This is a genomic window from Streptococcus mitis (assembly GCF_002096735.1).
GTDB lineage: Bacteria > Bacillota > Bacilli > Lactobacillales > Streptococcaceae > Streptococcus > Streptococcus mitis_CZ.
In genome coordinates, this window is record NZ_NCVC01000016.1 from 10,791 (window position 1) to 24,606 (window position 13,816).

General features: G+C 37.5%; 14 protein-coding genes and 1 pseudogene. 5 read left to right on the forward strand and 10 right to left on the reverse strand.

Going from position 1 to position 13,816, the window contains the following annotated elements:
* Window positions 1-972: 972 nt before the first annotated feature.
* The 3 genes from B7703_RS05445 to B7703_RS05455 are packed head-to-tail and all read right to left on the reverse strand — an operon-like array spanning window position 973 to window position 2,774.
* Window positions 973-2,112 carry a hypothetical protein gene (locus B7703_RS05445; protein ID WP_084923917.1) on the reverse strand — a complete coding sequence of 380 codons (1,140 nt, stop codon included), beginning with the start codon at window positions 2,110-2,112 and terminating at the stop codon, window positions 973-975.
* Window positions 2,109-2,423, reverse strand: a complete 315-nt coding sequence (locus B7703_RS05450; protein ID WP_084923919.1) for a hypothetical protein — start codon at window positions 2,421-2,423, stop codon at window positions 2,109-2,111. Before B7703_RS05450 ends, B7703_RS05445 begins: the two co-directional genes overlap by 4 nt.
* A 6-nt stretch (window positions 2,424-2,429) precedes the next feature.
* The gene (locus B7703_RS05455) at window positions 2,430-2,774 is read right to left on the reverse strand and encodes a helix-turn-helix domain-containing protein (protein ID WP_084923920.1); all 345 of its coding nucleotides are present in this window, start codon (window positions 2,772-2,774) and stop codon (window positions 2,430-2,432) included.
* An 865-nt stretch (window positions 2,775-3,639) separates the two neighbouring features.
* Between B7703_RS05455 and B7703_RS05470 the strand changes: the two genes are divergently transcribed.
* From B7703_RS05470 to B7703_RS05485, 4 genes and pseudogenes are all read left to right on the forward strand, one after another.
* On the forward strand, window positions 3,640-3,846 hold the full coding sequence (locus B7703_RS05470; RefSeq protein WP_084923924.1) for a hypothetical protein: 207 nt from the start codon (window positions 3,640-3,642) through the stop codon (window positions 3,844-3,846).
* An 80-nt stretch (window positions 3,847-3,926) separates the two neighbouring features.
* Window positions 3,927-4,124 (forward strand): annotated as a pseudogene (locus tag B7703_RS05475) (hypothetical protein); the annotation flags it as partial.
* Window positions 4,125-4,250: 126 nt separating this feature from the next.
* Window positions 4,251-4,388 carry a hypothetical protein gene (locus B7703_RS09950; protein ID WP_169435181.1) on the forward strand — a complete coding sequence of 46 codons (138 nt, stop codon included), beginning with the start codon at window positions 4,251-4,253 and terminating at the stop codon, window positions 4,386-4,388.
* Between the two features lie 179 nt (window positions 4,389-4,567).
* Window positions 4,568-5,392: a peptidylprolyl isomerase gene (locus B7703_RS05485; RefSeq protein WP_084923926.1), complete on the forward strand. Its 825-nt coding sequence runs from the start codon at window positions 4,568-4,570 to the stop codon at window positions 5,390-5,392.
* Between the two features lie 140 nt (window positions 5,393-5,532).
* Here B7703_RS05485 and B7703_RS05495 read toward each other — a convergent pair whose 3' ends face one another.
* From B7703_RS05495 to B7703_RS05525, 7 genes are all read right to left on the reverse strand, one after another.
* On the reverse strand, window positions 5,533-7,074 hold the full coding sequence (locus tag B7703_RS05495) for an ABC-F family ATP-binding cassette domain-containing protein (protein WP_000025378.1): 1,542 nt from the start codon (window positions 7,072-7,074) through the stop codon (window positions 5,533-5,535).
* A gap of 1 nt (window position 7,075) precedes the next feature.
* Window positions 7,076-7,558, reverse strand: coding sequence for a VanZ family protein (locus B7703_RS05500; RefSeq protein ID WP_084923928.1), 483 nt, complete (start codon window positions 7,556-7,558; stop codon window positions 7,076-7,078).
* Window positions 7,558-8,643 (reverse strand): dual-specificity RNA methyltransferase RlmN, encoded by a 1,086-nt coding sequence (rlmN, locus tag B7703_RS05505; RefSeq protein WP_000804761.1) that lies wholly within the window; start codon window positions 8,641-8,643, stop codon window positions 7,558-7,560. Before rlmN ends, B7703_RS05500 begins: the two co-directional genes overlap by 1 nt.
* A 20-nt stretch (window positions 8,644-8,663) precedes the next feature.
* On the reverse strand, window positions 8,664-9,194 hold the full coding sequence (locus tag B7703_RS05510; RefSeq protein ID WP_084923929.1) for a YutD family protein: 531 nt from the start codon (window positions 9,192-9,194) through the stop codon (window positions 8,664-8,666).
* 156 nt (window positions 9,195-9,350) lie between these two features.
* Window positions 9,351-9,956, reverse strand: a complete 606-nt coding sequence (sodA, locus tag B7703_RS05515) for a superoxide dismutase SodA (protein WP_084923931.1) — start codon at window positions 9,954-9,956, stop codon at window positions 9,351-9,353.
* A 145-nt stretch (window positions 9,957-10,101) separates the two neighbouring features.
* Window positions 10,102-11,139 (reverse strand): DNA polymerase III subunit delta, encoded by a 1,038-nt coding sequence (holA, locus tag B7703_RS05520; protein ID WP_084923933.1) that lies wholly within the window; start codon window positions 11,137-11,139, stop codon window positions 10,102-10,104.
* 32 nt (window positions 11,140-11,171) lie between these two features.
* Complete coding sequence (locus tag B7703_RS05525) at window positions 11,172-12,107, reverse strand: dihydroorotate oxidase (protein WP_084923935.1); 936 nt, start codon at window positions 12,105-12,107, stop codon at window positions 11,172-11,174.
* Window positions 12,108-12,334: 227 nt separating this feature from the next.
* On the opposite strand from B7703_RS05525, the gene gdhA reads away from it, so the two are divergent.
* Window positions 12,335-13,681: an NADP-specific glutamate dehydrogenase gene (gdhA, locus tag B7703_RS05530; RefSeq protein ID WP_084923937.1), complete on the forward strand. Its 1,347-nt coding sequence runs from the start codon at window positions 12,335-12,337 to the stop codon at window positions 13,679-13,681.
* Window positions 13,682-13,816 lie beyond the last annotated feature (135 nt).

A 13,816-nucleotide genomic window follows, 5' to 3' on the forward strand; every position in this document is an offset into this window, starting at 1 on the left:
TAGAAACCAATAGAGAAGTTGATAAGATTAAGGATGAGTTATCAAGCTTCCTTATGAACAATTGAAAAGTAATAAAAGTCCGATTAATTTTTACTTAGACTATCCGGATGATTGCTTGGGCATAGTATCATTTAATAGTAGAAATTACATTGATACGGAATTATTACATGAATACTTTATGGAGGAGAATGCACCAAAAGCTTATTACAGCGCTCTTATAAAGAAATGGATTAGTGATACTAAAATTATTAAAATGAAATCCAACTAATACCTAAACAAATCACAAAAAAAATATCTGAATCTGTAACACTCCGTTTTATAAGTTATTTTCAATCTTTTTATAAAAAAGCAATAAACAAAAAGTAGAACATAGACAAACAAACACTTTAATAATCATTAAGAAAAATAGAAAGGTCGAGCTATCAACAAATAAGTATCACAGATTTAACTGAGAGGAATTTTTTTAGTAAAATGTAATCAATTAATAGTTGATATATAAAGATTATTGAAACAACTTAAGATAAACTAAAAGCCACCTAGATTGGTGGCTTTTATCATAAACACATTAAAAATGTTTGCTTATAAGTAAAAGGTCGCTTTTAAAACGACCTTCACTCTCGCATAATATACATCTAACTTATACTCCGCCTTTTCCTATTTGGCTACCCCACCGTTAACGCTAGATGTAATTATAAGAAATCCTGAAAAAATTAACATAAAAATCACTCTCCTACTGTTTGTTTTATTTTCCCAAAAAATATGTTCAATAAATTTTTCAAATAGAACAGAAGTAATTATGCCAAAGCAGTTAGTAATTAGAGCAAATGATGGGGGTAGGATTCGAACCTACAATACTAATTACTCTATTCAGGTAAATATATTATACTACTTTTTTAAAAATTAGTAAAGATATTTCTTTCATTTGAGAATTTTTTAGTAATTATATAATTTCTTTTTCTACTGATTATTAAATCAATGACATTCCCAATTCAAATTTGCTATCAAGTTTTTAAATTTGTCAATACTAATTTTTATTTCAACTTTACGACTATTATAACTGTCTATCAATTGAATTTTTAACTCATCACTTAAAATTAGACAAACGTTACCGTGTGCTAAAGCATTACGTATTTTTTCTAATATAAATTTTCTAGGTAAATCTGTTTTATCGTTTTCCCTGACATAATTTTTTTTATAGTAATTGTTACACCAATCAACAAGATCTTGATAATTGTATTCGAACTGGCTTTCATCTATAAAAATACCACTAAAATTTTCTAAATCATCATCTTCAACTCTAAGCATTATGTTATATAATGTTAGAACTGTAAATAAGGTCTGAAAAGCAACCTTATCATCTTCATCTTCTCGTAACTCTAACACTCTTTTTTTAATTTGTTCTTTAAACTCACTGTCTAATTTTTCTATATTATTTTTTACAATTAAATCGATAAGAATATCAACAAGTTGAATTAAATTCAAAATAAAGTTCGAAAATTCTGTTTCAAAATCATACAGCAGCTTCATGAACCAATGAAATTCTTTTTCTGTAAAATCGACTCCGTTTAATTTATATTCTTTCATCTTCTCATAATTATTAACCGGTCGAATATTTACCACAAAGTTAGGATTGTTATAAATAAAATCGAAAATTTTATCCGGTGAAGATTGATGGCGACTATAATCAATCATTGGATGTGTGCCGTCACCAGGTTTATATTTATCATCTGATTCAAATTTATAAGTTATTTCATAAAAATATAAACTATCTGTCAATTTTCTATTTTCATCTAAATTAGAGAAAAAAGTATGTTTATACGGTATACCATAAGTTGCTTGATTTGAATAATATCTACTGATAAACTCATGAATAACTGGTTCAAAAGCAATTCCATAATTTTTTATTTTTCCTTTATCTTTGTTATATAAGCAATAATATAGAATAATTCCAAAATCTTCTACTACAGAGAAATTACCATATTGCATGTGAGCAAAAGAAATTCTTAATCGAGCCACTTCATCATATCTGCGTTCTGCTTCCGGATTGAATACCGCAAGTGGATTTTTAGAAAAATCATCTTTTCCAGTTTGTCTACAAAATTTCTGGATCAAATCATCTTGTTTGATTGTTTGGAAGTATTTTTGAATATTAAATCTAAATATATTCTCCTCAAATTTAGCGTATTCAAAATTTTTTTAAAGTACTCTTTCTCTAGTTTCTCTTTATTAAATACCATTAAACAAGAATCTAAAAATATACGAAATCTACTTAAATCAAACACCCGTAATTCTTTGAATTTATTATTATTTATATCATTCACAATTTTATCGACAGATACTCCATTATTATAGTATTCAGCAAAAAAGTTTATCATATCCCCATTGTTTTCAATATATGGGGAAATACTATCTCGAACTCCCATCTTGTATTATTTCTCCTTTTCGTTAAACATTCTCTTTCTTTCTTCCATAAACTCAATCATCTCTTTCTTAAAAATCACCTTTTCCTGAGCAGTCAATCCTTTCGAGTTCATACGGAAAAGTAACTCAATATTGTCTAATTCATCTATTCTTTCTTCTGAGTTTCCAACTAAATAGTCAACTGAAACATTCAAAACTTGAGCAATCTTAACTAAATTATCTTGTGTTGGTTTTTTTACTCCACGTTCCCATGAAGCATATGCCTGTTGGGAAATATTTAGTTTTTCAGCTATTTGAGTTTGTGTTAGTTTTACTTGTTTCCTTAGTGTTTTCAAGCGTTCTGCGAATTCCATATGTGACCTCAAAAAATTATTTTAAATTTTTGCAAAAAATTGTCGGCTTTTACAACCGAAGGTTGTAAAATATAATCAACAACTAATAGTTGTATATCAATTAAAAATAATAGCCTTATCTTCAAGGCTGAATCCCGATCATTGACAATTAAATAAAAAGTGCGTCTGACAACCAGATGACTAATCATCAGAACAACACATAAACTTCGTACCTTTATTGTAATTGTTTTGGAAAGAAAAGTCAAGTCTCTTATGGTTGAAGTGAAGATATAAAACATTTTTGTGGGCTTCCACGCGTTTCGGACTTTCGCACTTTTCCGAATAGTAAAGTGAACTGGCTTCGCCAAAGGGCGTAAGAGAACCCAATGGGTATGATAATGACTACCTATTGAGGTTGGCTGGGAAAGCGATGGTAATTCATGCAAAGCACCTTGCTAAACGTTGCCACCGTGAAGGAGGGATCCTTCAACCAAATAACTTTTCTTTACTGCTGTCTATCCTTATCAGATAGACTCACTCTCAAGCTACTAAGTCTTCTTTTTACTTAGTAGCTTTTTCACTTTTATAATAAAGGAGAAAACTATGACTAACTTTTTTCGCACTACAATGTAAACGACTTTACGATAATTACACTTTTACTTATAGAATATTCAGTTCATCTGATAAGCTAACCACACAGCTATACACTCAAGCTTTGAATGATTTAGATTCTTTAGCAAAGAAATCACTCATCACAGGATTTTCTCATGCTGAAGTGAAATTCTATACTAGAATGTTTAAACGTAAACTCTCTACTCACTACTACTCAAAAGTGAAACTACCTGCTTAACTCTTTTTATTTTACAACTCAGAAAGGAAACAACATATGATACCAGAAACTTTAAAAATGAAACCAGAATTTATCGGTCCAGCTTACTACGAAAAATTAGGAGACGCTCCACGTTATGTCTTTGCAGAAGATGCTCTTGTTGAAGTAGTTAACCCTATTTTCTTATCGGATATTTCGCTGAATAGAAAGTCTGTCGCACCTGCTCTCAATGTTTTTGCTGAGAAGCTAGTACTCAAAAAATAACAAAATAAAAGAAAAAATAAAATTTTAAACCATTTAGAAATTTGTTAAAATAGGAAATAAAAGTTTGAAAGAGGCTATCAGTGAATACTATTTTAGAAAAAATTCATAAAGACCATCAACTCAAACCCTTCATCTCTCCTGAACGTGATCTGGATGCTTGGCTCCTAAATCCCAAGCCTGTTCCCAAAAGAAACATGGAACTATTAACAGATGATTTACTAGCAGGAGATATCATTTTACTATGGAGAATACAGTTTGGCACTTTTACCACCGAAACCTGGTTTCCTAAATACTTTGAGTATACTTATGGCATTGATGCCCCAAAACACCTAAAAACTCTGGTAGATTAAGGTTATACTGTCATTGAAACTGCTTTTGATTCACTTGACCATCTGAATGCTACAATGAAAAAGAATATTCTGAAAAGTAAGGGAATTAGAGGACTATCTAAGATGAAGGCTGCAGATCTGGATCAAACTCTTCATGACAACTTTTCAGAAGAAGAATTACAAGTCAATTTTCAATTCGTGGCTACAAATTGACTCCAAAGGGAGAGCAGATACTGGAACAATACCAGGACATTATCGACCGTCACCCAAAGAAAAATCTCTAATCAAGCGACTTTTTGGTTGCTTGACTGTAAAACTACCCTGCCACTAATATTTGAAATCCACTTCCTTTTAGGGTACAATGGTAGAAATGAATTTTTGAGAGGATCAGAATGAAAAAACTAGCAACCCTTCTTTTACTGTCCACTGTAGCCCTAGCCGGATGTAGCAGCATCCAACGTAGTCTGCGTGGTAACGATTATGTGGATTCCAGTCTTGCTGCCGAAGAAAGTTCTAAAGCAGCTGCCCAATCTGCCAAGGACTTAAACGATGCTTTAACAAACGAAAACGCCAATTTCCCACAACTATCTAAGGAAGTTGCTGAAGATGAAGCCGAAGTGATTCTCCACACAAGTCAAGGAGATATCCGTATCAAACTCTTCCCTAAACTCGCTCCTCTAGCTGTTGAAAACTTCCTCACTCATGCCAAAGAAGACTACTATAACGGCATTACCTTCCACCGTGTCATCGATGGCTTCATGGTTCAAACTGGAGATCCAAAAGGGGACGGTACAGGTGGTCAGTCCATCTGGCATGACAAGGATAAGACTAAAGACAAGGGAACTGGTTTCAAAAACGAGATTACTCCTTATCTCTATAACATCCGTGGTGCTCTTTCTATGGCTAATACTGGTCAACCAAATACCAATGGCAGCCAGTTCTTCATCAACCAAAACTCTACAGATACCTCTGCTAAACTCCCTACAAGCAAGTACCCAAAGAAAATCATAGAAGCCTACAAAGAAGGTGGAAACCCTAGTCTAGATGGCAAACACCCAGTCTTTGGTCAAGTGATTGACGGTATGGATGTTGTAGATAAAATTGCTAAAGCCGAAAAAGATGAAAAAGACAAACCAACTACTGCTATCACAATCGACAGCATCGAAGTGGTGAAAGACTACGATTTTAAACTCAATGAAAATCAAAGAGCAAACTAGGAAACTAGCCGCAGGCTGTACTTGAGTACGGCAAGGCGACGTTGACGCGGTTTGAATTTGATTTTCGAAGAGTATTAAATCTTAAAAACCTAAAAAATACAGTACCCACATTCGGTACTGTATTTCTTTTACTCTCATTCTTAAGTTAAATTATTAAAATCCCATATTTGGTCCATCCAGCCTTCATAGAAGTCTGGTTCGTGGCAGACCATAAGAATAGATCCCTTGTATTCTTTGAGAGCGCGTTTGAGTTCATCCTTGGCATCCACATCCAAGTGGTTGGTCGGCTCGTCCAGCACTAAAACATTGTTTTCACGATTCATCAAGAGACAGAAACGAACCTTGGCTTGTTCCCCACCTGACAAGACCTGAATTTGGCTTTCAATATGCTTGGTTGTCAAACCACAACGGGCAAGGGCTGCACGAACTTCTGCTTGGTTGAGAGCTGGAAAGGCATTCCAGACAGCTTCTAGTGGTGTTTGACGATTGCCACCTTCTACTTCTTGCTCAAAATAACCAAGTTCTAGGTAGTCACCACGTTCAACTTCCCCAGCAATTGGCGGGATAATTCCCAAAAGAGACTTCAAGAGAGTTGTCTTCCCGATACCATTTGCCCCGATAATAGCAACCTTTTGATTACGTTCAAAAGTAAGATTTAGTGGCTTAGTCAGAGGACGATCATAACCAATTTGCAAATCCTTGGCTTGGAAGATAAAGCGCCCTGGCGTACGAGCCGGTTTGAAATCAAAGGATGGCTTTGGTTTCTCACTTTGCAACTCGATAATATCCATCTTATCCAATTTCTTTTGGCGAGACATGGCCATGTTTCGTGTTGCAACACGCGCTTTGTTTCGAGCTACGAAGTCCTTGAGGTCCGCAATCTCTTTCTGCTGACGTTCGTAGGCAGCCTCTAGCTGAGATTTCTTCATGGCATAGACTTCTTGGAACTGGTAGTAGTCACCAGAGTAACGCGTCAGCTGTTGATTTTCCACATGATATACGATATTGATAACATCATTGAGGAAAGGAATATCATGCGAAATAAGGACAAAGGCATTCTCATAGTTTTGGAGATAGCGCTTGAGCCAATCAATATGCTCAGCATCCAAGTAGTTGGTCGGCTCGTCCAACAGCAAGATATCAGGCTTTTCAAGGAGGAGTTTAGCCAAAAGTACCTTGGTTCTTTGCCCACCTGACAAAGAGGTTACATCTGTATCCATGCCAAAGTCCATAACACCAAGGGCACGCGCTACTTCGTCAATCTTAGCATCCAAGGTATAGAAATCACGACTCTCCAGACGGTCTTGGAGTTCGCCAACTTCTTCCATGAGAGCATCAACATCCGCTCCGTCTTCAGCCATTTCCATATAGAGGTCATTGATACGGGCTTCTGCTTTGAAAAGCTCATCAAAAGCCGTACGGAGAACATCACGCACCGACTGTCCTTCAGCAAGGACGGAGTGCTGATCCAAGTAACCAGCAGTCACATATTTGGACCACTCAACCTTCCCTTCATCTGGCAACATCTTACCAGTCACGATACTCATAAAGGTTGATTTCCCTTCACCATTAGCACCGACCAGACCGATATGTTCTCCTTTGAGAAGACGGAAGGACACATCTTCAAAAATTGCACGGTCACCAAAACCGTGACTCAGATTTTTAACTTCTAAAATACTCATTTTAATTCCTTATCTTGTTTTTATGTAATCGTTTATAGAGGAGCCAAGCGATATAGCCACCCAAGGTATTGGTCCACAAATCATCAATCTCAAAGACGCGATTAAAATCAAAGAAAAAATCCAAGACCAACTGCGTACACTCGATTCCAAGACTCACTAGAAAACTGAAAAAAATCACTTTTCTTGTCTTACGCAATTTTGGAAGGAGATAAAGGAGTTGGAAAATCAGAGGAAAAAGCAAGAAGACATTGAGGAAATTTTGTAGAAAAAGCCAACATAATTGTCCTATGTCACTCACTTCACCCAGTTTCCAGAGAGAATTGAAAGGAGTCAAAAGAAAAACCAGGCGTCCAAGATGCTGAATACCTGGAGTTTCCACTCCCACGGGAGAATGTTCTTGAGGAGTAAAGCAAAAGTAAACGATACAAATGCTATAGAAAATGACTCCCCAGACCAAAATATGATTATAAGTTTTCTTCATCATTAAGGATTGACTACTGCGACTGCTTTCTGGCGGTCACGTTTCATTGTATTGGAACGCAATTGTCCACAAGCTGCATCAATATCAGTACCATGTTCTTGACGAACAACACAGTTGACCCCTTTTTTCTTAAGCGTATCATAGAAGGCCAGGACACGCTCTTTAGGACTACGGCTATATTGGTCATGCTCACTAACTGGGTTATAAGGAATCAAGTTTACATAAGACAATTTCTTGATATTCTTGAGCAATTCAGCCAATTCCAAGGCTTGTTCTACACCATCGTTAACTTCATTAAGCATGATATACTCAAAAGTCACACGACGATTAGTTGTCTCAATGTAGTACTCAATAGCAGCAAAGAGTTTTTCAATCGGAAAGGCACGGTTAATCTTCATGATGCTTGAGCGCAGTTCATTATTAGGTGCATGAAGGGAAACAGCAAGATTGACCTGAACTCCTTCATTAGCAAAATCACGAATTTTATGGGCCAAACCTGAAGTTGAAACCGTAATGTGACGAGCACCGATGGCCATTCCCTTGTCATCATTGATAGTACGAACGAAATTCAAGACATTGTTGTAGTTATCAAAGGGCTCACCGATTCCCATGACAACGATATGGCTGACGCGTTCGTCCTGACCACGCTCATCGAAGTATTTCTGAACCAGCATGATCTGCGCTACGATTTCCCCATTATTGAGGTCGCGTTGTTTCTTAATCAAACCAGAGGCACAGAAGGTACAACCGATATTACAGCCGACCTGAGTCGTCACACAGACTGACAAACCATAGTGTTGACGCATGAGTACAGTCTCGATCAACATACCATCAGGCAACTCAAAGAGATATTTGACAGTCCCATCAGCAGACTCTTGCACGATACGCTGTTTCAAGGGATTGACCACAAACTGATCATTAAGCTTAGCAATCAAATCCTTGGAAAGGTTGGTCATCTCTTCAAATGACTGGACACGTTTACGGTAAAGCCATTCCCAGATTTGATCTGCACGGAATTTCTTTTCTCCCTGCTCCAAAACCCATTCCTGCATGGTTTGACGTGTTAAACTATAAATAGACGGTTTCATTTCTTCTCCTTATTCTCTACTCACTTCTGACGAATGACAAAATGACGTTGCCCCTTGTCCTCTTTCTGAGAATGCTGGTCTTTCTGACGACGTCTATTTTTCTTATCTGCATTCGGTTTTCGTTTTGCTTGAGCCGGTTTCTTTCCTTTTTTCGAAGGTGTTTCTTCTTCCTTCTTACGCATTTTCTTGTCAAATGATGCTCGCTTAGGGGCTTCATTTTCTAAGACAAAATAGGCACAACCATAACTACAATACTCTAAAAGGTAGTCTTGTAAACGACTGATTTTTTCAAGTTTTTCTTCTGTTCGATCATCCTTGTAAAAACCTCGTAGGCGAAGCTGTTCGTTGCTCCAGTCCCCCACGATAAAATCAAACTTGGTTAAGACTTCTGAAAAACGCTGATTAAAAGCCGTCACATCAAAGGCATCCTTGATATTTTCCACCAAGGAAAAAGCTATCCCTTCCGTTTCTACCTTGTCCCCGTGTAAATGAAACTCAGGACCAGGAAACTTGTTATAGTTGTATAATTCAGGTGCAATTTCTTTTCGCATAGATATCCTTTTTCCACGATTACTTAATACTTTATTCTACCATAATTTCTAGCAGTTAGCACGTTTCTCATAAAAATGAAAAAAGTCTGACGATTTTGTCAGACCAAAATAATATAACCTTAAAAAGAGAAGAACAATTCTTCCCTCCAACTATCATTATTTAGCTGCTACGTACAATTCATCTACTTTGTTCCAGTTGATCACTGAGAAGAAAGCTTTAATGTAGTCAGGACGCACGTTGCGGTATTTCACGTAGTAAGCATGTTCCCAAACGTCCAAGCCCAAGATTGGTTTTTTGCCTTCTGAGATTGGTGTGTCTTGGTTTGCTGTTGAAGTCACTTCAAGCTTCCCTTCTTTGTTGACAACCAACCATGCCCAGCCAGAACCAAAACGAGTTGTTGCTGCTGCAGTGAAGGTTGCTTGGAATTCTTCAAATGAACCAAATGTTGCATCGATTGCTGCTGCAAGTTCTGCTGATGGAGCTGTTTTTTCAGGAGTCATCAATTCCCAGAAAAGAGCGTGGTTCAAGTGTCCACCACCATTGTTGATAAGCGCTTGACGGATATCAGCTGGGATAGATTCTACATCAGCAAGTAAGGCTTCAAGATCTTCACCAATTTCAGGGTGTTTTTCTAAAGCTGCATTGGCATTGTTGACATAAGTTTGATGGTGTTTGTCATGGTGCAAGTGCATTGTTTCCGCATCGATGTATGGTTCCAAAGCGTCGTATGCATATGGAAGATCTGGTAAGATAATAGCCATCTGTAATACCTCTTTTTCTTTCTATATGAAAATGATAACGCAAATATTCACTTTTTTCAAGTTTTTTGCTTATAGATAAGGAAATCAGCAAGAAACCCACGACAAGATAATCCTGACGCGGGTTAAAAAAATTTTTCAGATAGGATTAATTTACCTGACTAGCAATCTGCAAGAGTGCCTTTTCAAAAAGGAAACTCTTTTCATAAAGACCTGTCTTAATCTGATAGTCTGTCTCAATCAAATAAGAAATAGCTTGCTTCAAAAAGCTCAAGGAAAGTCCTCGTGAATCCCTCAGCGCAAACTTGATTTGATAGGGATTAGGATTGCGTCCGAGAAAACTTCCTAGACTACTTGCAATCTGCGATTCTGTTTGCCCAGACTCCGACAAAATTTTCACCTGAGTAAAAGTCCGAAATTGTCCTAGCATGACTGCAATCAACTTGATTTCATCTTCACCTTGCAAGGTCAAATCTCTAACCAAATCGCGCGCCTGGTCCATCTTTTTAGTCAGAATAAACTGAGTTAAATCAAAAATATTGTCCTGCAAGGTCTTGGGAATTGCGTTAACAATATCCTCTTCCTCGATAACAGAGTCTTCCTTATAGGACTGTAAAAAGAGGAGATTTTTCTGGATTTCGCTAAATTGAAAACCAGATTTGATAAGTAGATTTTCAAAGGATTGCCCCACAAACTGCAGGCCTTGTTTCTGACTCCACTTTTGGAAATACTGGCGCAATTCTTGTTCTTTGGCTTCTACTGCATCAAAAACCTTGGCATCACGCTTAAGTAATTTTACCAGCCGTCTTTTGCTATCCAGCTTTCCTTCTGCAAAGATTATCAACTTGGTTGTTAGTGAAGGATTGTCAAAGTATTCCTCAAATGACTTGAGCTCATCATCTGTCAAAAAGCGTTTTTTAGTAGTCGTGATATCAACAAAATGGTCTAATATCACGATTTTTTCATCCGCAAAGAAAGGAAGACTGACCAACTCCAGTTCCACATCCTTGTAAACTACTTCTTTCATATCAAAGTAGGCAAAGTTGAGGTCGGCAGAATCATAACCAATCTGTTTCAACACTTGACTCTTCATCACTTCAAACTGACCCTGATCTGTCCCTGTAAAAAGGCTCAGGCTAGGTAAATTTGATAAAGTCAACTTCTGGCTTTCTTCAATAGCTAGCATCTTCTCTCCTTTCTTCTGATTTTTTAATGAATTTAGTCAATATACCGCAATTTCCCACGGAAATCTTCTAGGCTCTCGTACCCTTTTTCCGCCATGATTTCTTTCAGTTCATTGGTAATGCGGTCAAAAGCACTGACGCCTTCTTTGTGAAGGGTGGTTCCCACCTGCACCATACTTGCTCCACAGAGGATATGTTCAAAGGCATCACGACCAGTCAACACGCCACCTGTTCCGATGATTTGGATTTGAGGATTTAAACGTTGATAAAAGGCGTGAACATTAGCTAGAGCAGTCGGTTTGATATACTCGCCACCAATGCCACCGAAACCATTTTTAGGACGAATAACGACAGACTCATCTTCTATATAAAGGCCGTTTCCGATAGAGTTAACACAGTTGACAAACTTGAGCGGATACTTGTTGAAAATAGCTGCCGCTTGGTCAAAGTGAACAATATCAAAATATGGTGGCAATTTAATTCCTAAAGGTTTGGTAAAATAGGCAAATACCTCTGCCAAAATCCGGTCAGTTGTCTCAAAATCATAGGCAATCTGAGGTTTACCTGGAACATTTGGACAGGAAAGATTTAGCTCAGTCAAACCACGAAAATCACTCTCTTGGACTTTTTTCAAGATAGTATGGGTTTCCTCTGGAGACATGCCGACTAGAGATAAGAAGAAAGTCCGGTTCGGCTCTTTTTCCTGCAGATCCAAAAGATAGTCCAAATAATAATCTAAGCCATTATTCGGTAATCCCATAGAGTTGATAGAACCAAGTGGAACATCTTGATAGCGTGGTTCAGGATTTCCCTGACGAAAGTCCAAGGTCGCTGTCTTGGTCACAAAAGTTCCTGCCGCTGAGTTTTTAACCCCTTCCAGCTCCTCTATCGTCATACAAGCCACACCTGCTGCATTCATCAAACAATTGTCAAACTCAAAACCAGCAATTTGTGTTTTCGTTGATACCATGATTCTGATCCTCCAGATTCCTTTTATTGCTAATATTATACCACATTTTCAGATTTTCTCTTTAAGAAAGGCATTTATAAGAAAAAGGTTCGTTTTTTATCTATTTTCAAAAAGTCTCAAAACTAAATTGAAAGAATTTTTAGAAAATTTCTGTTTTTTTCTTTACAGTAAAAAAAATTTCTGCTATAATGACTCACATAATTAAATTAGAATTTAAGGAGAACGATATGACATCTGCTAAAGAATATATCCAAAGCGTGTTTGAAACTGTGAAAGCTCGTAACGGGCACGAGGCTGAATTCCTCCAAGCTGTCGAAGAATTTTTCAACACTTTAGAACCTGTATTTGAAAAACACCCTGAGTATATTGAAGAAAATATCTTGGCACGTATTACTGAACCAGAGCGCGTGATTTCTTTCCGTGTTCCTTGGGTTGACCGTGATGGAAAAGTTCAAGTAAACCGTGGCTACCGTGTTCAATTCAACTCAGCTGTTGGACCATACAAAGGCGGACTTCGTTTCCACCCAACTGTAAACCAAGGGATTTTGAAATTCCTCGGATTTGAACAAATCTTTAAAAACGTCTTGACTGGACTTCCTATCGGTGGAGGTAAAGGTGGATCAGACTTCGATCCTAAAGGTAAAACAGATGCTGAAGTGATGCGCTTCTGCCAAAGCTTCATGACTGAATTGCAAAAATACATAGGCCCATCACTTGACGTACCTGCTGGTGATATCGGTGTTGGTGGACGTGAGATTGGTTACCTTTACGGACAGTACAAACGCCTTAACCAATTTGATGCTGGTGTCTTGACTGGTAAGCCTCTTGGATTTGGTGGTAGTTTGATTCGTCCAGAAGCAACTGGTTACGGTTTGGTTTACTACACTGAAGAAATGCTTAAAGCTAACGGTAACAGCTTCGCTGGTAAGAAAGTGGTCATTTCAGGTTCTGGTAACGTTGCTCAATACGCTCTTCAAAAAGCAACTGAACTTGGTGCAACTGTTATCTCTGTATCTGATTCGAATGGTTATGTCATCGATGAAAATGGTATCGACTTCGATCTTTTGGTTGACGTTAAAGAAAAACGTCGCGCTCGTTTGACTGAGTATGCAGCTGAAAAAGCAACTGCTACTTATCATGAAGGTTCTGTATGGACTTACGCTGGAAACTATGACATTGCTCTTCCATGTGCGACTCAAAACGAAATCAACGGTGAAGCAGCTAAACGTTTGGTTGCCCAAGGCGTTATCTGTGTATCTGAAGGTGCCAACATGCCGAGCGACCTTGATGCCATCAAAGTTTACAAAGAAAATGATATCTTCTACGGACCTGCCAAAGCTGCCAACGCTGGTGGTGTAGCAGTTTCAGCCCTTGAAATGAGCCAAAACAGTCTTCGTCTCTCATGGACTCGTGAAGAAGTTGATGGACGTCTCAAAGACATCATGACAAACATCTTCAACACAGCTAAAACAACTTCAGAAACATATGGTCTTGATAAAGACTACCTTGCAGGAGCAAATATTGCTGCCTTTGAAAATGTAGCAAACGCTATGATTGCACAAGGTATTGTTTAAGATTCATTTGCTTAATCCTCAATCGCTTCGATTGGGGATTTTTAGCTTGAATTAAAAAGTTGGAAAATTACTTACTCGCCCCCTTTTTTGCCCCTTCTTGAACAAAAAGAAAAACCGCTACTCCTAAGAATAGCG

Bases quoted from the DNA above. Each gene is read 5' to 3' on its own strand.
- B7703_RS05450 (WP_084923919.1), bottom strand. From the start codon at position 2,423: ATGGGAGTTCGAGATAGTATTTCCCCATATATTGAAAACAATGGGGAT.
- B7703_RS05455 (WP_084923920.1), bottom strand. From the start codon at position 2,774: ATGGAATTCGCAGAACGCTTGAAAACACTAAGGAAACAAGTAAAACTA.
- B7703_RS05470 (WP_084923924.1), top strand. From the start codon at position 3,640: ATGATACCAGAAACTTTAAAAATGAAACCAGAATTTATCGGTCCAGCT.
- B7703_RS09950 (WP_169435181.1), top strand. From the start codon at position 4,251: ATGAAAAAGAATATTCTGAAAAGTAAGGGAATTAGAGGACTATCTAAG.
- B7703_RS05485 (WP_084923926.1), top strand. From the start codon at position 4,568: ATGAAAAAACTAGCAACCCTTCTTTTACTGTCCACTGTAGCCCTAGCC.
- B7703_RS05495 (WP_000025378.1), bottom strand. From the start codon at position 7,074: ATGAGTATTTTAGAAGTTAAAAATCTGAGTCACGGTTTTGGTGACCGT.
- B7703_RS05500 (WP_084923928.1), bottom strand. From the start codon at position 7,558: ATGATGAAGAAAACTTATAATCATATTTTGGTCTGGGGAGTCATTTTC.
- rlmN (WP_000804761.1), bottom strand. From the start codon at position 8,643: ATGAAACCGTCTATTTATAGTTTAACACGTCAAACCATGCAGGAATGG.
- B7703_RS05510 (WP_084923929.1), bottom strand. From the start codon at position 9,194: ATGCGAAAAGAAATTGCACCTGAATTATACAACTATAACAAGTTTCCT.
- sodA (WP_084923931.1), bottom strand. From the start codon at position 9,956: ATGGCTATTATCTTACCAGATCTTCCATATGCATACGACGCTTTGGAA.
- holA (WP_084923933.1), bottom strand. From the start codon at position 11,139: ATGCTAGCTATTGAAGAAAGCCAGAAGTTGACTTTATCAAATTTACCT.
- B7703_RS05525 (WP_084923935.1), bottom strand. From the start codon at position 12,107: ATGGTATCAACGAAAACACAAATTGCTGGTTTTGAGTTTGACAATTGT.
- gdhA (WP_084923937.1), top strand. From the start codon at position 12,335: ATGACATCTGCTAAAGAATATATCCAAAGCGTGTTTGAAACTGTGAAA.